Genomic DNA, 17,684 nt, shown 5'->3' with positions numbered 1-17,684 from the left:
GCGGCGTCGGAGCGCTCCCGTCGGCGATCCCTTTTACCGGATGACGGCCCAGACGGGCCGTGTCGTCACGAACTCCCTCACGCCCGCCGAACGCGTCCGACGCGCCGAACACGCCGATCCCGCGGCGCTCGACGCGTGCGCTCGCCCCGCTCGCCGGTCTGCTGCTCGTCGCGGTGACGGTCCTCCTCGCAGTCGGCGTCACGGCGGCGACGACGCTTGATTCCCCCGCCGAGCCGTCGCCGACCACGATGATATCGATGGAGGTCGAGGGGGACCGGATCACGGTCACCCACGACGGCGGCGACCCGATCCCCGTCGACGAGATGGCGGTCCGCGTCGGGGTGAACGGCGAGCCGCTGGCGCGTCAACCGCCGGTCCCGTTCTTCTCGGCGGCCGGGTTCAAGCCCGGTCCAACCGGCGCGTTCAACGCGGCGAGCGACGGCGAGTGGGTCGTCGGCGGGTCCGCGTCGTTCCGGATCGCGGGGACGAACGAGCCGCTCATCGAGCCGGGCGACCGGGTCGAGCTTCGGCTCTCGGTCCGCGAGCAGCCGATCGCGACGCTGGAGGCGACCGCGCGTCCGGGGTGAAAGCGCCTGGCGTCTCCTCGGCCGCCTCGCGGCCCGTCGCGTCTCCCCGTCCCCCGACTCGACCTACTCCTCGGGGACCCGCGCGACGGTCGTGATGGCCCGCGGGCTCCGCGGGGTCGCACGCTGGATGTGGTGTTCGAACTCCTCGTAGCCCGCCGCCTCGAACATCCGGTCGGCCTCGTCCTCGTCGTAAAAGAGCATGATCGCGTCGGCGACCCGCTGGAGGACGCGGTTGTGCGGGTAGTCCGGGCCGACGACGAGCACCTGCCCGCCCGGCTTCGCGACGCGCCGGAGCTCCCGGAGCCCCTCGACGGGGTTCGGCCAGTACTCGATCGAGCCGGACGACCAGACCACGTCGAACGCGTCGTCGCGGAACGGGAGTCGTTCGGCGTCGCCGCGGTAGAAGTTCACACGGTCGCGTTTCCCGAACTTCTCGAAGGCCTTCTCCATCTGGTGGACGCTCTGATCGAGTCCGTGGACGTCGTCGGCGTGTTCCAACAGTCCCTCCGTCCCGAACCCCGTTCCGCAGCCCACGTCGAGCACGCGGTCGTCCTCGCCGAACTCCAGCCACGAGAGCGCCTCCGCCCGCATCTCGTCGTTCCAGTTGAACCGGTTGACCCGGTCGTACACCTTCGAGAGGTACTTGTAGAACAGCCGGGCGTTCGACTTGTCCTCGAGGATCCCCATTGCTCGTCGGTTGGGGAGCCGACCCCATAACGACACGGATCCGGACCGAACCGTCGGTTTCGGCGACGGGTCCCACGGGCGGACCGGACCGATTCCGACCGCCTTATCCGCCGACCGTCCGTTCCGTCGGTATGAACCCGACGACGACCGGCCGGTTCCGCGTCCACGACCGCCGCCCGCGCCCCGTCGACGGCGGCGACGGCCCCGCCGAGTTCGTCCTCGTCGAACTGCCCGAGGAGCCGATCGACCCGACCGATCCGGACGCCGCGGAGGCGTACGACCCGCTGTACGCGACCGCGACCGGCTACGAGGGGGAACTCGCGGATCGGGTCGCCGGTCTCGATCCCGGAGCCGTCGTCGACGCGACGCTGGAGTGGACGGACGGCACCGCCCGGTTCGCCGAGGTGACGACCGTCCGCGAGAGTCGGTTCCGGTTCGCCGACGGGGTCGAGGGGATGTTCGAGGCCGCCGTCGACGCGTGGCAGGGGATCCGTGCCGAGGGAGAGGCGGTGGGATCGGTCACGACGCGCTCGACCGACGGGGAGCCGAACGGCGCGCTCTACCTGTTCGCCGACGCCCCCGGGACCGACACGTTCGAGGAGCTTCGCGCGGCCCGGATCCCCGTGGAGCCGCTCGTCGATCGGGTCAACGAGACGCGGGGGGACGACGCGCCCCGCGAGGTGTTCGTGCTCCGGCCGGCGGACCACGACTTCGTCGCCGTCTACGTCGTCTTCGAGCGCGACGGGGTGCTCGCGCGCACGATCCGGGACACCTACGGGCTCGGCGACGGGCTGGCCGCGGGACTGGAGTCGGCCGGCGTCGACACGATCGGGACGACCGGGGGCGAGGAGTCCGACGACGACCTCGACGCCGCCGCCGATGGCGAGAGCGACGCCGACGGCGAAAGCGACGCCGACGACGAGTTCGACCTCACCGACCGGCTGTGAGTCCGGCTCACAGCCAGTCCGCGTCGGGATCGACGCGGCCGTCGGGGACCTCGCCGTTGAGGACGGCGGCGACGTCGTCGGCGGCGCTCCGGTTCAGATCCTCGCGAGCGTCCTCGCTGTACCAGGCGGCGTGCGGCGTGACGACCGTGTCGTCGCGGCCGACGAGCGGGTCGTCGTCCGGCGGCTCCTCCGCGAGCACGTCGAGGCCCGCGGCCTTGATCGCGTCCGCCTCCAGCGCCTCCAGCAGCGCGTCGGCGTCGATCACCGGGCCGCGTCCCACGTTCACCACGACGGAGTGAGCCGACAGCCGGGAGAGCGCGTCGGCGTCGACGATCCCCCGGGTCGACTCGGTCAGCGGGGCGTACACCGCGACGTGGTCGCTCCGATCGAACAAGGCCTCGAATCCGACCTTCTCGACGCCGCGGTCGTCCATCCGGTCGCCGTCGACGAACGGGTCGTACGCGAGAAGCTCCGCGCCGAACCCCGAGAGCTGCTCCGCGGCCCGCCTCGCGATGGGTCCGAACGAGAGCAGCCCGACCGTGGACTCGCTCACCCGCCGGATCGGGCGTCCCACCTCCCATCTCCAGCGACCGTCGGCCACCGCGTCGTCGTACTCCGTCACGGACCGGAGGCAGGCGAAGAGCAGCGAGAGCGAGTGCGTCGCGACCTCCTTCGTACAGTACTCCGGCACCCGCGTCACCGTCACCCCGGCGTCGGCCGCGGCCGCGACGTCGACGTCGTCGACCCCGACCGCCGCGCGGACGATCGCGTCGAGGCTCCTCCCGAGCGCGTCGATCGCCTCGGCGGACACGGGGGTGTGTACGTCGACCACGACGGCGTCGAACCCCGAACCGTCCTCGAATCCCGATCCGGCCTCGATCAGTCGCTCCGTCGACCCGAGCCGAGCGACCTCGATCTCGACCGGCTCGTCGACGGCGTCCCTGAGGAGCGCCCGGAACGCGTCGGGATCGATCATCGAGGACGCCGAGAGAAGCACGCGTCTCATACCCCCCGATCGGTCGAGACCGCCTTAGTCCCGTTGGGTACGCGAATCGACACGGAGAAAATAAGACGATCGACGGTGACGTATCCGCCGTCCGGCCGCGGAGGGGTCACCGGCGGTTGGTCTGGATACGAAGTCGGCCGGCGGTCCCGAGCCGACCGGCGGCTCCGAGTCGATCGGCGGTCTCGAGTCAACCGGCGGTCCCGTTCCGACGGCTCTTTGCGAGTGTAGCGGTTACGGGAACGCGTGAGCGACGACACGACGGACAAGCCCCCGATGCTCGTCCTCCTCGAGTCTCTGGCGTTCTACCGGAACGTCCGCGTCGGACTCGCGGTCGGGGCGTCGCTGGCGGTCCTTTTGTACCTCACGCGCGCGCTGGAACTCCTCGGTCCGCTGGTGGAGGTCCGCGAGTACCCGGTGGTCGGGCCCGACGTCTGGTTCGGTCTCCTGGCGTTCGTGTTCGCGGCCACGTCGGCACTTCTGGTCGCGATAGCGCTCACGGCGTTCGAGGCGGTTCGGGGTGCCAGATCGGTCGGGAGGGAGGGGCGGCGTTAATCGGCCGTACAGGAGGCATCCCGCTCCTCGCTCGTGAACTCCTGGGCGGGCTCGGTGAGCTTGTAGAGGTTCTGTCGGGCGTCCGCGAAGTAGACGTCCTCGTCGACGACGTCGATCCCTTCGAGCCGTTCGAGCGCGTAGCGCACGGTCCGGGCCGACAGCATCGACTCCTGAACGATCCCTTTCTGTGTCAGCGGTCCGTTGTATTCGAGCACCTTGAAGACGAGTTTGGCGCTCGGCGGGAGGTCGTCGAGACCCTCCGTTTGGGTTCCAGCCATCGCTATGAACCGAAACCGCACACGGGCATAAATGTTGATACAACACCCCCGATCTCGTCCGTCTTATCGGCGTTTATTGCTGGTTCTCCGTCCAAGATCCGGACATTCATGCCGCAAACCCGCCGATGGACTGACCAGTCAGTCAGCGATCTCGCCTCGCGCGCGCTCGCCGCGCGGTAGGATATCTCCGATCCGACGGGCGGCGACCTCCGGATCGATCCCGGTTCGATCCGGCGTGCTCGTCGTCCCGATCGGAAAGTACGCGATCTGATACGTTCGGGACGGGTGTGGCGACGAACGGGGCGCGAGCGGACGGGCCCCCGGACGGGACGCGGTCGGATCGACGGCCGGAGGGACGTGAGCGGAACGAACGGTTTTTCACTGGCGATCGCGGATCCGTACGTATGAGCGACGAATCGGGGATCTCCGGGCACGCCCGGAGCGTGGTCGTCACCACGATCTGCTGTCTCGCGGGGATCGCCGCGGGCGTGGTGTCGGCCGTCTACGTCGGGACCGATCCCGCCGCCGCCGCCGACACGATGGCGCTCGTGGTGCTCGGCGCGTTCGTGTTCCTCCAGTACCCGGTGTACAGCGTCTTCGGCGTCGACATCGCCGACTTCGGCATCAAGGACAACTTCTACGTGGCGTTCATGACGTTCACGCTGTGGTTCATCAGCTACACGGTGCTTCTCACCTCGACGGTGACGTTCTGAGATGGCCGACGACAGCATCGCGGTCGTGGACCTGGATCGGTGCCAGCCCGACCGATGTAACTACGAGTGTGCGAACTACTGCCCGCCGAACCGGACGGGAAAGGAGTGTATCACCGAGCGCGGCGAGGACGCCGAGGAGGGCGACCCCGACCAGATCCGGATCTCCGAGGAGATCTGTCTCGGCGAGACCTGCGGCATCTGCGTCGAGAAGTGCCCCTTCGACGCGATAGAGATCATCAACCTCCCCTCCGAGCTCGAGGAGGACCCCGTCCACCGGTACGGCGAGAACGCGTTCGCGCTGTACGGGCTCCCGACCCCCGAGCCCGGAAAGGTCACCGGCATCCTGGGCCCCAACGGGATCGGGAAGTCGACGGCGGTCCACGCGCTCGCGGGCGAGCGGGTCCCGAACCTCGGCGACCACGAGACGGAGCCCGACTGGGAGCGCGTCCTCGACCGCTTCCGCGGGACGGGCCTCCAGAACTACCTCGCCGCGCTGGAGGCCGACGACGTGACGGTCTCGCGCAAGCCCCAGTACGTCGACCAGATCCCCAAGCAGTTCGACGGCAACACCCGTGACCTCCTCGAGCGCACCGACGAGCGCGGCGTGCTCGACGACCTCATCGACCGGCTCAACATCCGCCCGGTGATGGACCAGGACATCGACTCGATCTCCGGCGGCGAGCTCCAACGCGTCGCGATCGCGGCGTGTCTGGCGCGCGACGCCGACTTCTACTTCCTCGACGAGATCACGCCGTACCTCGACATCGGCCAGCGGATGGTCGCGGCGCGGCTGATCCAGGAGCTGGCGAACGACCCCGGATCCGAGCGGTCGATGCTCGTGGTCGAACACGACCTGGCGATCCTCGATCTGCTCGCCGACACCCTCCACGTCGCGTACGGGGAGCCGGGTGCGTACGGGGTCATCACGGACCCCAAGTCGGTCCGCAACGGGATCAACGAGTATCTCAAGGGATACCTCGAGAACGAGAACATGCGGATCCGCCCCTCCGCGATCACCTTCGAGGAACACGCCCCGCGCGTCTCCTCGAAGGGGACGCCGCTCGTGGAGTACCCGGACCTCGAGAAGTCCTACGGCGAGGGCGAGTTCGAACTCCACGTCGAGGGCGGAACGATCAACGAAGGGGAAGTGCTCGGGATCGTCGGTCCCAACGGGATCGGGAAGTCGACGCTCGCGAAGCTGTTCGCGGGCTCTCTGGAACCCGATGTCGGAGAGCTCGAGTTCGAACTCGACATCGCGTACAAGCCGCAGTACATCGAGATCGACCAGCCGATGCGGGTCGACGCGTTCCTCTCCTCGATCACCGACGAGTTCGGCAGCTCCTACTGGAACACGGAGGTCGCGGGACCGCTCCAGCTCGACCGGATCATGGAACAGGACCTCGTCGACCTCTCGGGCGGCGAGCGCCAGCGCGTCGCCATCGCGGCGTGTCTCTCGGAGGACGCCGACCTCTACCTGCTCGACGAGCCCTCCGCGCACCTCGACGTCGAACAGCGGGTGCGCGCGACCACCGCGATCCGCCGGTACGCGGAGAACCACGACGCGACCGTGCTGGTGATCGACCACGACATCTACATGATCGACCTGCTCGCGGACCGCCTCATGGTGTTCGACGGCGAGCCCGCCGAGCGCGGTCGCGCGACCCGCCCGCAGGAGATGCGCGAGGGGATGAACGAGTTCCTCGCCGACCTCGACATCACGTTCCGACGCGACGAGCGGACCGGCCGCCCGCGGATCAACAAGCCGGACTCACAGAAGGACCGGCAACAGAAGCGCGACGGCGAGTACTACTACGCGCCCTAGGGACGAGTCCGACCCGGGTCAGCGTTCGTCGTCGACGCCGACCACCAGCGTGGGGACCGAGCTGCCGCGTTGAACCCGCGTCGGGAGCGGTTCGGGGTGAACGAGCCGGTCGAGCCCGGTCCGGCGGGCCGAGCCGAGCACGATGAGATCCACCCCGTGAGCGTCGGCGAAGTCGAGCACCTCCTCGTGGGCGGTGCCGTAGCGGAACCGCTTCTCGACGTCGACGCCGCGTTCGCGACCGCGGGCCTCGGCTGCCTCCACGGCGGCCTCGCCCTCGCGCTCGCGGCGCTCGACCACCATGTCCCACGCCTCGGTCGTGTCGACGACGTACAGCGCGTCCACGGTCGCGCCGTGTGCGGCCGCGAGGTCGATCCCCGCCTCGACGGCCGCCTCGCCGACGTCGGTGCCGTCCGTGACGACCAGCACTCGCTCGAAGAGGCCGACGGCGGCCGGCCCCGCGGTCGGATCCGCGTCGGCGTCCGGCTCGTCGGCGGGGTCCGGGCGGCTCCCGCGCTCGTCGGCGTCGCGGTCGTGGTCGGCCGCGTCGATCCCCGTCCCGTCCGGGGTCCGAACGGTCGGCTCTGCTCCGTGGCGGCTCGCGTCGGGGTCGATGTCTGCTGACATGGTCGGTGGTCGACGGGCCGTCCGATGGACGCTCGCCCGTTCTATCGTAGGATCCGCTCCCGACTCACTTAACGATTTTCGACAGGATAGACGATTATCATTATCTATCCCCTCTCGAGACTGATCGATGATTGTGATCGGGAGATAATTGAACGTGCGATCTCTTTCGATCGCGATCGAACGACTCGTGATCGAACAATATACGACGCGGATACGCGTCGGGCGTCCGCCGCCGGGACGGGGTCGGTCACCCGACGGCGGATCGCTCGTACCGAAGCGATTAAGCGATGAACCCGCCAACCTCGGAGCATGCAACACCTCATCGTCCGCGGTGACCCCGGCATCCGTCGGGACGCGATCATCGAGTACGAGGGCGAGGAGCTGGTCTGTTTCGGGATCAGCACGCAGGGCGGGTGGCACGGCCCCGACGAGCCGCAGCTCTGGTGTACCGTCGGCACCCCCGACGAGCGCGAGGCCTACGAGAAACGCGAGTACGTCCCCCACTGGCTCGACGTCGACACCGTCGACGCCGAGGCGCTCGACGTGATCAAGGCGACGGGCGACCTCTCGGTGTAGCGGGCGGGCCACGCCGTCGATCCCCTTCTCGGCTCCCGTTCCGGTCGTCTCTCCCCCCGATCTCACACCGGCGGGTCCGCGAGCCACGCCTCGACCGCGCCGGCCATCGCGCCGCGTCGGTGTACCTCGCCGCGTTCGGGGTCGACGACCGTGCTCTCGGCGCCCGAGGTCTCGCCGCCGTCGATCACCGCCGCGGCCCGGTCGCGCACTCGCTCGTCGAGGTCCGCGACGCGGGTGACGCTGCCGGATCCGGAGACGTTCGCGCTGGTGGCGGTCAGCGGTCCCGTCTCCTCCAGGAGCGCGCGGGCGATCGGGTGATCGGGGACGCGAACGCCGACGCGGTCTCGGCCGCCGGTCAGCGCGTCGGGGACCGCGGGGTCCCGCTCGACGACGACCGTCACCGGTCCCGGCAGGAACGCCCGCAAGAACGCGGTCGCGAGCGCGGTCGGTCGGGTGTGGCCCAACGCGGCGTCGACGCTCGCGACGCCGAGCGAGAGCGGGTCGTCGCGGTCGCGTCCCTTCGTCTCGAAGACTCGCTCGACCGCGTTCGGGTCGAGGGCGTTCGCGCCCAGCCCGTACACCGTCTCCGTCGGGTAGACGACGAGCTCGCCGGCCGCGACCGCGTCGGCGGCCCGGCGGAGGGACTCGCGGTCCACGTCGGGGGATCCGTCGGCGTCGAGTCGTCGGTCCTCGGCACCCGTGTCGGCGTCGTCGGTCACGGATCGGCGTAGACGTTCGGATCGAAAAAGGATAGCGGGTCGGCTCGTTCGGGGGACTCCCGGAGCCGTGCGGGTCGGCTCTCAGTCGCGGAGGTCGTCGATCGCCGCCTCGACCGCGTCGTAGTCGGGGAAGGAGGGGTGTTCGCTCCCGACCCAGGCGTATCGGACGACGCGGTCGTCGTCGAGCAGGAAGACCGCCGGGCGCGTCTCCGTGATCCCCGCCATCCCGTCGATGTCGTGGGCGACGCCGTACGCCTCGATCACGTCCGCGCTCGGGTCCGAGAAGACTCGAACCCCGTCGCCGCGCTCGGCGAGCAGGTCCTTGTGCTCGTACGGCGAGGAGATCGAGACGCCGTACACGGAGAGCGCGTCGGCCCACCCGCGGTCGTCGATCTCGTTGTAGACGTACGTCGTCTGGAACGCGCCGTCCATCGGGTGGAAGACGAGCAGCGTCGGCCCGTCGACGACCGCCGACAGCGAGCGGTCCTCCCAGAACTCCTCGCCGACGAGCGGCCGGGTGAACTCGGGGGCGGTCTCGCCGGCCGTCACGTGGTCCGCCTCGGGGAGCTCGACGACGTCGAAGTCGGGCATCAGGCACCCCCCGCCGCGCCGGCGCCCTCGTAGGTGCCCTCGAGGTACTCCACGATGTTGGCGCTCTCGGACATGGTCACGCCCGTGTTCCGGTCGACGATCGCGGGAACGCTCCGCGCGCCGGAGACGCGCTTGACGACGTTCCGCTCGGAGTGCATCGGCTCGACGTACCGCGACCGGTACTCGAGGCCGAGGCGGTCGAGCGTTCGCACGACCCGCTCGCAGTACGGACACGCCTGTAGTCGGTACAGGGTGATCTGTGGGTCCGTCATACCACCCGCTTCGGCCGCGGGAGGGGTAATCGTGTCGGCCGCGGCACGCCTGGACGTTCGAAGGTAACCCTTTAACTGCGTGCCGACGGAACTGGGGCGATAATGGGCTTATCGTCAAGCGTGCTGACAGTCGGCCCGCTCCAGCTACCGGTGATGGGAGACACCACTGTGGCTCTCCTCGGCGCGCTCACGATCCTCGTGTTGATCGCGCTGTCGGCGTTCTTCTCCTCCTCGGAGATCGCGCTGTTCTCGCTCCCGCAACACCGGATCGACAGCCTGGTCGAGGACGGCATCCCCGGAGCGGAGACGGTACAGGCGCTGAAAAGCGACCCACACCGCCTGCTCATCACCATCCTCGTCGGGAACAACATGGTCAACGTCGCGATGTCGTCCATCTCGACGGGACTGCTCGTCTATCTCGGGTTCGGCCAGGGACAGGCCGTCACCATCGCCACGTTCGGGATCACGGCGCTCGTCCTCCTGTTCGGCGAGAGCGCACCGAAGTCGTACGCCGTCGAGAACACCGAGTCGTGGTCGCTCCGGATCGCCCGTCCGCTGAAGCTCTCGGAGTACGTCCTCTTCCCGCTCGTCGTCCTCTTCGACTACCTGACGCGCGTCGTCAACAAGGTCACCGGCGGCCGGTCGGCGATCGAGACCTCCTACGTCACCCGCGACGAGATCCAGGACATCATCGAGACGGGCGAGCGCGAGGGCGTCATCGAGGAGGAGGAACGCGAGATGCTCGACCGCATCTTCCGGTTCAACAACACCATCGCCAAGGAGGTGATGACGCCCAGACTCGACGTCACGGCGGTCGCGAAGGAGTCCAGCGTCGAGGAGGCGATCGAGACGTGTATCCACGCCGACCACGAGCGCGTTCCCGTCTTCGAGGGGAACCTCGACAACATCGTCGGCGTCGTCACGGTCCGCGACCTGGTCCGCGAGCTGCGCTACTCCGAGGGGGAGCCGTCGCTCGCGCGCGTCGTGAAGCCCACGCTTCACGTCCCCGAGTCGAAGAACGCCGACGAGCTGCTCGCGGAGATGCAGGAGAACCGCCTCCAGATGGTGACCGTCATCGACGAGTTCGGGACGACGGAGGGGATCATCACCTTGGAGGACATGGCCGAGGAGATCGTCGGCGAGATCCTGGAGGGCGACGAGGACGCCCCCGTCGAGTTCCTCGACGACAACGTCGCGCTCGTTCGGGGCGAGGTCAACATCGACGAGGTCAACGAGATCCTCGGCATCGACCTCCCCGAGGGCGAGGAGTTCGAGACGCTGGCGGGATTCGTGTTCAACCGCGCGGGCCGGCTCGTCGAGGAGGGCGAACAGATCGAGTTCGACGGCGTCCGGATCCGAATCGAACGCGTCGACAACACGCGGATCATGAAGGCCCGAGTCACGGTCCTCGAGGAGACGGACGAGCCGTCGACCGCCGACTCGGACGAGCTACAGGCCGACGAGGCGGACTGACGCGGCCGGCGGCGCGCCGACGCTGCCGAGGAGGTGGGCGTCGACGCGTCAGTCAGTCTCGTCACTCGACGCGTCAGTCAGTCTCGTCACTCGACGCGTCAGTCAGTCTCGTCACTCGACGCGTCAGTCAGTCTCGTCACTCGACGCGTCAGTCAGTCTCGTCACTCGACGCGTCAGTCAGTCTCGTCACTCGACGCGTCAGTCAGTCTCGTCACACGGCGTACGCGCGCGCGGCCGAGACGAGCGCCTTCCGGTAGGCGCTCTCCGTCGGGTCCGGGCCGAGGTCCAGGAACCGCCGTTTGAACCCGTCGACGTCGACGTCCGCGGCGTCGCTCTCGGCCGCACGAGCGAGGTCGTACAGGCGGTGGCTCGGCTCCGCGAGGTCGTGCCGCTCGACGAGCGCCAGCGCGAACGCCGCGTTCACCGCCGTGATGTCCGGGTCGGCCCCGGCGGTCACCGGCGGCGACCCGGCCCGGTCCGGGGCCGGCCGGTCCGCGACGGCCGTCGCCAGCGTGGACTCGAGGAAGCCGACCAGCTTGTCGGCGGGCGCGACCGAGAGCGTGATGTCGTCGGCGTAGATGTCCTTCATGTGATTCGCGATCTGGTAACAGTGCGCGAGCTTGCGCCGCTCGACGGTCTCGCCGGCGAGCCCGAGGTAGAGCGCCTCCTCGGTCGACTGGAGGTGTGAGGCGTGGCCCTCCTCGTACCGGGCCATGTGCGAGAGCTCGTGGACCGCCAGCTCGCGGGCCATCGCGCTCGTGGCGGCGCGTCGGGAGACGTTGAGGACGTGGTGGTCGGCGTAGTGGCCGGCCCACGTCCGCTCGTCGGGATCGTCCCGGACCTTGACGTAGACGGGGTCGTCGAGCGAGAACTCGGTTTCGAACAGGTCGGCGGCGCCGAGAAACGGGTCGGGGGGAACGTCCCCCTGTACGCGGAGATCCATGCTTACCGTTACCACGGTGTGGGGTGGTAAATCCCTTGCGGCGTCCACGCTTATGTTCCCGCCCGCCCTTCTCACGGGCATGAACGCGTACGCGGCCTACGCCGACGGGCTCCGCGTCGTCGATCCCGACACGGGACGCGTCGAGACCCGCCTCGACGGACGACGGGTCGAGTGCGTGACGGTCCACCGGGAGGCTCGAGAGCGCGTGTTCGCGGGGACGTTCGACGACGGTCTCCACCGCTCTCTCGACGCGGGCGAGTCGTTCGAACGGATCGCCGGAGACGCGGTCGGTCCCGAGGGCACCGGCCCGGACGCGGTCACCGCCCTCGCGACGAGCCCGCACGACCCGGAAACGGCGTGGATCGGGACCGAGCCCTCGCGGCTCTACCGGACCGCGGACGGCGGCGGATCGGTCGAGCCGGTCACGGGGATGACCGACGTCCCCTCCGCGTCGGAGTGGTCGTTCCCGCCCCGCCCGGACACCCACCACGTCCGGTGGATCGAGGCCTGTCCCGACGACCCCGAGCGGTGGTACGTCGGGATCGAGGCCGGGGCGCTGCTCGTCACGGCGGACGGCGGCGCGACGTGGACCGACCGTCCGCCGGGATCGCGCCGGGACACCCACACGATCGCGACCCATCCGGACGCCCCGGACCGGGTGTACGTCGCCGCGGGCGACGGCTACGCCGAGAGCGACGACCGCGGACGGTCCTTCGAGGTCGTCGCCGACGGGCTCGATCACGGCTACGTGTGGGGGCTCGCCGTCGACCCCGGCGACCCCGACCGCGTCCTCGTCAGCGCCGCCGCCGGCGCGAATGCCGCCCACCGACGCGGGGAGGCCTATCTGTATCGACGGGAGAGAGGAGGCGGCAACGGAGAGGCCGGCGACGGAGCGGGCCGGAACCCGAACGCGACGGCCTGGGAACGGCTCGACGACCGGGGGATCCCGACCGGCGAGGGGACCTACCGGGCCGTCCTGGCGTCGGGAGCGGTGACCGGCGAACTCTGGGCGCTCACGAACCACGGGCTCTATCGAACCGTCGACGGCGGCGACCGGTTCGATCGGGTCCCGGCCGACCTCCCGGAGGCAGTCCCGCGGGCGCTCGCGGTCGCGTGAGCCGTTTCCGAGCGGACCGCTACTCCCGGACCGCGCCGACGACGAGGTAGACGAACGGGGTGTCGAGCACGGCGATCAGCAGTTTGAGGAGGTACTGGCCGACGATCAGCGCGCCGACCGCGGCGAGCGGCAGCGCGTTCCCGACCCCGAGGAGCGTCGGCGCGACGAGGAACGCGACCGACACGAAGATGACCGTGTCTATCGCCTGGCTCGTCGCCGTCGACGCGAGGTTGCGGAGCCAGAGGTTGGCCGATCCGGTCCGGTCGCGGATCGCGTGAAAGAGCACGACGTCGACGTTCTGGCTGACGACGTACGCCAGCAGGCTGCCGGCGACGACGTTGGTCGTCGGGCCGAGCGCGGTCCCGAAGGCGGCGGCGACCTCGGGGTCGACGCCCGGCGCGGCCAGCGTCGACCACACCAACGCGAGCACGACGAAGTTCATCGCGAACCCGACGTTCACGACGACCTGAGCGGTCCGGCGGCCGTACAGCTCGGCCAGGCAGTCGGACGCGAAGAAGGTGATCGCGTACGCCAGCGCCGCGCCGGGGAGCAGTATCCGCGGGCCGACCACGGGCAGCGCGACCGGGAGCGACAGGGCGAGCACCTTCGCGGCGGTGACCTGCGCGGTCGCGAGCGCGGTGACGAACAGCGCGACGAGCCCCACCGCCGCCACCGCCGGCCGGGAGAAGGGATCGACCGCGAGGAGGCGCTCGGGTCCGGTGTCGGCGGAGCGGCTACTCATCCGAGCCGTCCTCGTCGGTCAGCCGGCCGTGGCGCGCATCTATCTCGTCGAGGGTGTCGAGCGTCTTGCGGATCGACGCCCGGACCGCGTCGCTGCGGTTCACGAACTTCCCGTCGTCGCCGACGTGTTCGTCGAGGTCCGCCAACAGCTCGCCGGGGATCTCGACGCTTATCTTGGGCATACCGAGATATTCTCCGAGGAATATATAAAACGCTGACGAGTGCGCGGTCGGGTCGCGGTTCCGGCACACGCGATCCCGACACACGGAGTTCGGTTCCGCTCCGCCGTGTGAGCCGACGACACGCCCGCCGCGGAGCGAAGCCCTTATGATCGAACGCGCGGAACTGGAGTGTAACTCGTCGGTACGGACGTCCGGCGGGCACTCGCCGCCGGAGCGGGGTCGGTTCGACGGCCTCGCTCCGGGACGAGACGACATGTGGCCGGGTTCCGGCCGAATCGCAAGCGTCCGTGGACACAGAACGATGGCACGAAGCTTCTACTCGCACATCAAGGACGCATGGCGGTCCCCGAAGGAGGGGAAACTCGCGGAACTCCAGTGGCAGCGCAAACAGGAGTGGCGCGACCAGGGCGCGATCGAGCGGATCGACCGCCCCACCCGACTCGACAAGGCCCGCGAGCTGGGCTACAAGGCGAAACAGGGCGTGATCGTCGCCCGCGTGAGCGTCCGCAAGGGCGGCTCGCGCAAGCAGCGACACAAGGCCGGCCGCCGCTCGAAGCGGCAGGGCGTCAACCGGCTCTCGCGGCGCAAGTCGATCCAGCGCATCGCCGAGGAGCGTGCCTCGCGGAAGTACCGCAACCTGCGCGTGCTCAACTCCTACTGGGTCGGCGAGGACGGCTCCCAGAAGTGGCACGAGGTGATCCTGGTCGATCCGGCTCACCCGGCGATCGAGAACGACGAGGAGCTCAACTGGATCTGCTCGGACGACCACAAGGGCCGCGCGTTCCGCGGGCTCACCTCCGCCGGCACCAAGGGCCGCGGTCAGCGCAAACGCGGCAAGGGAACCGAGAAGACCCGCCCGTCGGTCACCGGCAACGACCGGCAGGGCAAGTAACCCCTCCCTCGACGACTTCTCTCGGTTATTCACTCGCCCAGCGGCGCCGCCGTCGGGAAAGCGGTTATACCCGAGCGTCACCCACGTCTCCGCATGAGCCTCTCCCTCGATTCCACGCAGCTCGACCGGTACTCCAGACACATCATCATGGAGGAGGTCGGCCCCGAGGGACAACGGCGTCTCCTCGAGGGCAGCGCGCTCGTCCTCGGGGCGGGCGGGCTCGGCGCGCCCGTCATCCAGTACCTCGCGGCCGCGGGCGTCGGCACGCTCGGGATCGTCGACGACGACGTCGTCGAGCGCTCCAACCTCCAGCGACAGGTGATCCACGGGGACGGCGATGTCGGCGAGCCGAAAGTCGAGTCGGCCGCGCGGTTCGTCGACCGGCTCAACCCCGACGTCGACGTGGAGACCCACGAGACGCGTCTCGACGTGGACAACGCCCGCGAGCTGATCGGCGCGTACGACGTGGTCGTCGACTGCGCGGACAACTTCCGGACGCGGTACGTCGTCAACGACGCCGCCCGGATCGAGGGCGTGCCGGTCGCTCACGGCGCGATCTACAAGTTCGAGGGGCAGGCGACGACGCTCGTCCCCGACGGCCCCTGCTACCGGTGTCTCTTCCCGGAAGCGCCCGAGCCGGGCACCGTCCCCGACTGCGCGACGACCGGCGTGCTCGGCGTGCTCCCCGGCACGCTCGGCTGTATCCAGGCGACGGAGGCGGTCAAGCTCCTCCTCGACGCCGGCGAGCCGCTCGCGGGCCGGCTGCTGTTTTACGACGCGATGGACATGACCTTCGAGACGGTCCCGTACCAACGGGATCCGGACTGCCCGGTGTGTGGCGACGAGGGGATCGAGACGATCGAGGGCGTCGACTACACCGGCGGCTGTCGGATCGACGCGGACTGACGGCCGCCGTCGCCGTCGGATCGACGCGGTCGGGAGTCGACGCGGCCGAGGGTTGACGCGAGCGGGGAGTCGACGCGGACGGCGTCTCGACGAGAAACGATGAACACTCGTTTCGTCACGGATACGCCCCGAACGCCCACGATCGTTCGGTCATTCCACCAGTACGTTTATTGTTTGATGCGAGACGGCACTGTTCACGATGACCTTCGAACCAGACAGAGTCGACACGGTGTTGGTCGACTCCTACAGCACCCTCGTCGACGAGCTCTCCACGCGGAGGGCGCTCGAAAAGCACACGGACAACCCGGAGGCCGTTGCGCGGATCTGGGACCTCCGGGGCAGTCTCTACGGGATCACGTCCGCCCTGTTGGACGACTTCAAGCCGACGCGGGACCGGTATCGGGTGTCGCTGGAGTACGCCCTCCAGACCGCGGGCGTCGAGGTGTCGGCGGCCGAACGCGAGGCGATCCTCGACACCGTGGACGACCTCGACGTGTACGACGACGTCCGGGAGGGGCTCGAACGGCTGATCGACGACGGCTACGAGATCTACATGCTCTCCAACGGCGACCCGGAGATGCTGGACGAGCTGGTCGTCCACGCCGACGTCGACGACCTCCTCAGCGACACCATCAGCGCGGCCGACGCCGGCGTCTGTAAGCCCGGTCGGGAGCTCTACCGACACGCCGCACACAGGGCGGGGACCGCGGTCTCCCGGATCGTCCACGTCACCGCCTCGTGGTACGACGTCCAGGGCGCGCTGTACACCGGGATGCAGGGCGTCTGGATGAACCGCGCCGGGACCGAGTGGGAGGAGATCCTGCGCGACCCGCACCTCGAGATCGAGACGTTCCACGAGCTGGCGGACGAACTGGGGGCGTGAGCGCCGGATCGACCGTGTCCCAGCGAACCGAGTTCGAGACCGTCGTGATCGGCATCGGCGGGATGGGCAGCGCCGCGGTGTGTCACCTCGCCGAACGGGGAGTGGACGTGCTGGGGATCGAGCGGTACGACGTCCCCCACGCGCGGGGGTCCTCCCACGGCGAGACGCGACAGTACAGCCTCACGCAGAAACATCCGGACTACGTCCCGCTCGCGAGGCGCGCGGGCGAACTGTGGCGCGAGCTCGAGGCCGACGCCGGCACCGACCTCTTCACGGAAACGGGGTCGATCTTCGGCGGGGAGCCCGGATCCGCGTCCTTCGAGCACGCCGTGGAGTGCTGTGCGGCGTACGACCTCCCGCACACCGTTCTCACGGGGGCGGAGGTCAACGACCGGTTCCCCGGGTACGAGCTCCCCGAGGAGTACCGCGTCGTCCACCAGCCGGACGGCGGGTTCATCGCCTGTGAGCGCGCGATCACGACGTACGTGACGCGGGCGCAGTCGCTGGGGGCGACCGTGCGGGCCCGCGAGCGCGTGCTGGACTGGCGGCCGACGGAGTCGGGGGTGGTCGTGGAGACCGACCGGAACCGGTACGCGGCCGAGAACCTGGTCGTGACGGCCGGCGCGTGGGCGAGCGAGCACGTTCGGCTCCTCGAGTCCGCGCTCAAGCCGCAGCGACGCGTGATGGCCTGGCTCCAACCGGAGGAGCCCTCCAAGTTCCGCCCCGAGAACTTCCCGGTGTTCACGCTCGACTCCCCGGAGGGGAACAGCTACGGATTTCCGGTCCACGAGCAGCCGGGGTTCAAGTTCGGGCGAGCCCCCGAGCACACGGAGACGATCGATCCGGACGACTGGCGGGACGAGCCCACCCTCCAGGACGAGGAGCTGTTGCGGATGATCCCGGAACGCCTCTTCCCGGACGCGACCGGTCCGACGATGCGGCTCACCTCCTGTATCGTGACCCGGTCGCTGGACGGGGACTTCTACCTCGACACCCACCCGGAGTACCCGCACGTCTCCGTCGCCGCGGGCTTCTCGGGCATCGGGTTCAAGTACGCGAGCGTGGTCGGGGAGATCCTCGCCGACCTGGCCACCCGGCGGGAGACCGACCTGCCGATCGAGCGCTTCCGGCTGGACCGGATCGCCTGATCGGTCGGACCGACCCGCTCGCTCC

General features: G+C 69.4%; 22 protein-coding genes. 12 read left to right on the top strand and 10 right to left on the bottom strand.

Annotated features, from left to right (window positions below; all coding sequences use genetic code 11):
• Nucleotides 1-59: 59 nt before the first annotated feature.
• Entirely contained in the window at nt 60-587 is a 528-nt protein-coding gene (locus tag AXA68_RS14460; RefSeq protein WP_232745124.1) for a type IV pilin, read from the top strand.
• 63 nt (nt 588-650) lie between these two features.
• On the opposite strand, the gene AXA68_RS14455 is transcribed toward AXA68_RS14460, so the two are convergent.
• Nucleotides 651-1,274 (bottom strand): methyltransferase domain-containing protein, encoded by a 624-nt coding sequence (locus tag AXA68_RS14455; RefSeq protein WP_066418198.1) that lies wholly within the window; start codon nt 1,272-1,274, stop codon nt 651-653.
• A 131-nt stretch (nt 1,275-1,405) separates the two neighbouring features.
• Between AXA68_RS14455 and AXA68_RS14450 the strand changes: the two genes are divergently transcribed.
• Nucleotides 1,406-2,221: a DUF6663 family protein gene (locus AXA68_RS14450; protein ID WP_066418196.1), complete on the top strand. Its 816-nt coding sequence runs from the start codon at nt 1,406-1,408 to the stop codon at nt 2,219-2,221.
• A gap of 7 nt (nt 2,222-2,228) precedes the next feature.
• Here the strand turns inward: AXA68_RS14450 and AXA68_RS14445 are convergent, their stop codons facing one another.
• Nucleotides 2,229-3,227 (bottom strand): NAD(P)-dependent oxidoreductase, encoded by a 999-nt coding sequence (locus tag AXA68_RS14445; protein WP_066418192.1) that lies wholly within the window; start codon nt 3,225-3,227, stop codon nt 2,229-2,231.
• 243 nt (nt 3,228-3,470) lie between these two features.
• On the opposite strand from AXA68_RS14445, the gene AXA68_RS14440 reads away from it, so the two are divergent.
• On the top strand, nt 3,471-3,779 hold the full coding sequence (locus tag AXA68_RS14440; RefSeq protein ID WP_449272153.1) for a DUF7536 family protein: 309 nt from the start codon (nt 3,471-3,473) through the stop codon (nt 3,777-3,779).
• On the opposite strand, the gene AXA68_RS14435 is transcribed toward AXA68_RS14440, so the two are convergent.
• The gene (locus tag AXA68_RS14435) at nt 3,776-4,057 is read right to left on the bottom strand and encodes a MarR family transcriptional regulator (RefSeq protein WP_066418190.1); all 282 of its coding nucleotides are present in this window, start codon (nt 4,055-4,057) and stop codon (nt 3,776-3,778) included. The two genes, AXA68_RS14440 and AXA68_RS14435, sit on opposite strands and share 4 nt — an antisense overlap.
• Nucleotides 4,058-4,461: 404 nt before the next feature.
• Between AXA68_RS14435 and AXA68_RS14430 the strand changes: the two genes are divergently transcribed.
• Together AXA68_RS14430 and AXA68_RS14425 are read left to right on the top strand one after the other, a co-directional pair.
• On the top strand, nt 4,462-4,770 hold the full coding sequence (locus tag AXA68_RS14430; RefSeq protein ID WP_066418189.1) for an EMC6-like membrane protein: 309 nt from the start codon (nt 4,462-4,464) through the stop codon (nt 4,768-4,770).
• Nucleotide 4,771: 1 nt separating this feature from the next.
• Complete coding sequence (locus AXA68_RS14425) at nt 4,772-6,592, top strand: ribosome biogenesis/translation initiation ATPase RLI (RefSeq protein WP_066418184.1); 1,821 nt, start codon at nt 4,772-4,774, stop codon at nt 6,590-6,592.
• A gap of 18 nt (nt 6,593-6,610) precedes the next feature.
• Here AXA68_RS14425 and AXA68_RS14420 read toward each other — a convergent pair whose 3' ends face one another.
• On the bottom strand, nt 6,611-7,216 hold the full coding sequence (locus tag AXA68_RS14420; protein ID WP_066418182.1) for a universal stress protein: 606 nt from the start codon (nt 7,214-7,216) through the stop codon (nt 6,611-6,613).
• Between the two features lie 309 nt (nt 7,217-7,525).
• Between AXA68_RS14420 and AXA68_RS14415 the strand changes: the two genes are divergently transcribed.
• Nucleotides 7,526-7,792 carry an HAH_0734 family protein gene (locus tag AXA68_RS14415; RefSeq protein WP_066418181.1) on the top strand — a complete coding sequence of 89 codons (267 nt, stop codon included), beginning with the start codon at nt 7,526-7,528 and terminating at the stop codon, nt 7,790-7,792.
• 62 nt (nt 7,793-7,854) lie between these two features.
• On the opposite strand, the gene AXA68_RS14410 is transcribed toward AXA68_RS14415, so the two are convergent.
• The 3 genes from AXA68_RS14410 to AXA68_RS14400 all read right to left on the bottom strand — a co-directional run bounded on the left by AXA68_RS14410 (nt 7,855) and on the right by AXA68_RS14400 (nt 9,374).
• Nucleotides 7,855-8,511, bottom strand: coding sequence for an L-threonylcarbamoyladenylate synthase (locus AXA68_RS14410; RefSeq protein WP_080505272.1), 657 nt, complete (start codon nt 8,509-8,511; stop codon nt 7,855-7,857).
• Nucleotides 8,512-8,592: 81 nt separating this feature from the next.
• Nucleotides 8,593-9,102, bottom strand: coding sequence for a redoxin domain-containing protein (locus AXA68_RS14405; RefSeq protein WP_066418175.1), 510 nt, complete (start codon nt 9,100-9,102; stop codon nt 8,593-8,595).
• A complete protein-coding gene (locus AXA68_RS14400; RefSeq protein WP_066418173.1) occupies nt 9,102-9,374 on the bottom strand; it encodes a glutaredoxin family protein in 273 nt (90 codons plus the stop codon). Before AXA68_RS14400 ends, AXA68_RS14405 begins: the two co-directional genes overlap by 1 nt.
• Before the next feature lie 102 nt (nt 9,375-9,476).
• Here AXA68_RS14400 and AXA68_RS14395 point away from each other — a divergent pair, with 102 nt between their 5' ends.
• A complete protein-coding gene (locus AXA68_RS14395; protein ID WP_066418171.1) occupies nt 9,477-10,847 on the top strand; it encodes a hemolysin family protein in 1,371 nt (456 codons plus the stop codon).
• Nucleotides 10,848-11,058: 211 nt separating this feature from the next.
• Here AXA68_RS14395 and AXA68_RS14390 read toward each other — a convergent pair whose 3' ends face one another.
• On the bottom strand, nt 11,059-11,790 hold the full coding sequence (locus AXA68_RS14390) for a DUF5781 family protein (protein ID WP_066418168.1): 732 nt from the start codon (nt 11,788-11,790) through the stop codon (nt 11,059-11,061).
• 79 nt (nt 11,791-11,869) lie between these two features.
• Between AXA68_RS14390 and AXA68_RS14385 the strand changes: the two genes are divergently transcribed.
• Nucleotides 11,870-12,907 carry a WD40/YVTN/BNR-like repeat-containing protein gene (locus tag AXA68_RS14385; protein WP_066418166.1) on the top strand — a complete coding sequence of 346 codons (1,038 nt, stop codon included), beginning with the start codon at nt 11,870-11,872 and terminating at the stop codon, nt 12,905-12,907.
• 19 nt (nt 12,908-12,926) lie between these two features.
• Here the strand turns inward: AXA68_RS14385 and AXA68_RS14380 are convergent, their stop codons facing one another.
• Together AXA68_RS14380 and AXA68_RS14375 are read right to left on the bottom strand one after the other, a co-directional pair.
• Nucleotides 12,927-13,649, bottom strand: coding sequence for a queuosine precursor transporter (locus AXA68_RS14380; RefSeq protein ID WP_066418163.1), 723 nt, complete (start codon nt 13,647-13,649; stop codon nt 12,927-12,929).
• Nucleotides 13,642-13,830 carry a ribbon-helix-helix domain-containing protein gene (locus AXA68_RS14375; RefSeq protein WP_066418160.1) on the bottom strand — a complete coding sequence of 63 codons (189 nt, stop codon included), beginning with the start codon at nt 13,828-13,830 and terminating at the stop codon, nt 13,642-13,644. Before AXA68_RS14375 ends, AXA68_RS14380 begins: the two co-directional genes overlap by 8 nt.
• Before the next feature lie 301 nt (nt 13,831-14,131).
• Here AXA68_RS14375 and AXA68_RS14370 point away from each other — a divergent pair, with 301 nt between their 5' ends.
• From AXA68_RS14370 to solA, 4 genes are all read left to right on the top strand, one after another.
• Nucleotides 14,132-14,722 carry a 50S ribosomal protein L15e gene (locus tag AXA68_RS14370; protein WP_066418158.1) on the top strand — a complete coding sequence of 197 codons (591 nt, stop codon included), beginning with the start codon at nt 14,132-14,134 and terminating at the stop codon, nt 14,720-14,722.
• A 93-nt stretch (nt 14,723-14,815) separates the two neighbouring features.
• Entirely contained in the window at nt 14,816-15,628 is an 813-nt protein-coding gene (gene ubaA, locus AXA68_RS14365; protein WP_066418156.1) for an SAMP-activating enzyme E1, read from the top strand.
• A 199-nt stretch (nt 15,629-15,827) separates the two neighbouring features.
• Entirely contained in the window at nt 15,828-16,511 is a 684-nt protein-coding gene (locus AXA68_RS14360; RefSeq protein ID WP_066418154.1) for an HAD-IA family hydrolase, read from the top strand.
• Nucleotides 16,508-17,659, top strand: a complete 1,152-nt coding sequence (gene solA / locus AXA68_RS14355; RefSeq protein ID WP_232745123.1) for an N-methyl-L-tryptophan oxidase — start codon at nt 16,508-16,510, stop codon at nt 17,657-17,659. Before AXA68_RS14360 ends, solA begins: the two co-directional genes overlap by 4 nt.
• The last annotated feature ends 25 nt before the right edge of the window (nt 17,660-17,684 follow it).

This window comes from Halorubrum aethiopicum (assembly GCF_001542905.1).
GTDB lineage: Archaea > Halobacteriota > Halobacteria > Halobacteriales > Haloferacaceae > Halorubrum > Halorubrum aethiopicum.
This window is presented reverse-complemented; position numbering and strand designations above follow the sequence as displayed.

Excerpts from the sequence above, each read along its gene's own strand:
- AXA68_RS14405 (WP_066418175.1), bottom strand. The coding sequence starts at position 9,102 with ATGCCCGACTTCGACGTCGTCGAGCTCCCCGAGGCGGACCACGTGACG.
- AXA68_RS14400 (WP_066418173.1), bottom strand. The coding sequence starts at position 9,374 with ATGACGGACCCACAGATCACCCTGTACCGACTACAGGCGTGTCCGTAC.
- AXA68_RS14420 (WP_066418182.1), bottom strand. The coding sequence starts at position 7,216 with ATGTCAGCAGACATCGACCCCGACGCGAGCCGCCACGGAGCAGAGCCG.
- AXA68_RS14390 (WP_066418168.1), bottom strand. The coding sequence starts at position 11,790 with ATGGATCTCCGCGTACAGGGGGACGTTCCCCCCGACCCGTTTCTCGGC.
- AXA68_RS14380 (WP_066418163.1), bottom strand. The coding sequence starts at position 13,649 with ATGAGTAGCCGCTCCGCCGACACCGGACCCGAGCGCCTCCTCGCGGTC.
- AXA68_RS14395 (WP_066418171.1), top strand. The coding sequence starts at position 9,477 with ATGGGCTTATCGTCAAGCGTGCTGACAGTCGGCCCGCTCCAGCTACCG.
- AXA68_RS14435 (WP_066418190.1), bottom strand. The coding sequence starts at position 4,057 with ATGGCTGGAACCCAAACGGAGGGTCTCGACGACCTCCCGCCGAGCGCC.
- AXA68_RS14370 (WP_066418158.1), top strand. The coding sequence starts at position 14,132 with ATGGCACGAAGCTTCTACTCGCACATCAAGGACGCATGGCGGTCCCCG.
- AXA68_RS14455 (WP_066418198.1), bottom strand. The coding sequence starts at position 1,274 with ATGGGGATCCTCGAGGACAAGTCGAACGCCCGGCTGTTCTACAAGTAC.
- AXA68_RS14360 (WP_066418154.1), top strand. The coding sequence starts at position 15,828 with ATGACCTTCGAACCAGACAGAGTCGACACGGTGTTGGTCGACTCCTAC.
- AXA68_RS14425 (WP_066418184.1), top strand. The coding sequence starts at position 4,772 with ATGGCCGACGACAGCATCGCGGTCGTGGACCTGGATCGGTGCCAGCCC.
- AXA68_RS14385 (WP_066418166.1), top strand. The coding sequence starts at position 11,870 with ATGAACGCGTACGCGGCCTACGCCGACGGGCTCCGCGTCGTCGATCCC.
- AXA68_RS14445 (WP_066418192.1), bottom strand. The coding sequence starts at position 3,227 with ATGAGACGCGTGCTTCTCTCGGCGTCCTCGATGATCGATCCCGACGCG.
- ubaA (WP_066418156.1), top strand. The coding sequence starts at position 14,816 with ATGAGCCTCTCCCTCGATTCCACGCAGCTCGACCGGTACTCCAGACAC.
- AXA68_RS14375 (WP_066418160.1), bottom strand. The coding sequence starts at position 13,830 with ATGCCCAAGATAAGCGTCGAGATCCCCGGCGAGCTGTTGGCGGACCTC.
- AXA68_RS14415 (WP_066418181.1), top strand. The coding sequence starts at position 7,526 with ATGCAACACCTCATCGTCCGCGGTGACCCCGGCATCCGTCGGGACGCG.
- AXA68_RS14430 (WP_066418189.1), top strand. The coding sequence starts at position 4,462 with ATGAGCGACGAATCGGGGATCTCCGGGCACGCCCGGAGCGTGGTCGTC.
- AXA68_RS14450 (WP_066418196.1), top strand. The coding sequence starts at position 1,406 with ATGAACCCGACGACGACCGGCCGGTTCCGCGTCCACGACCGCCGCCCG.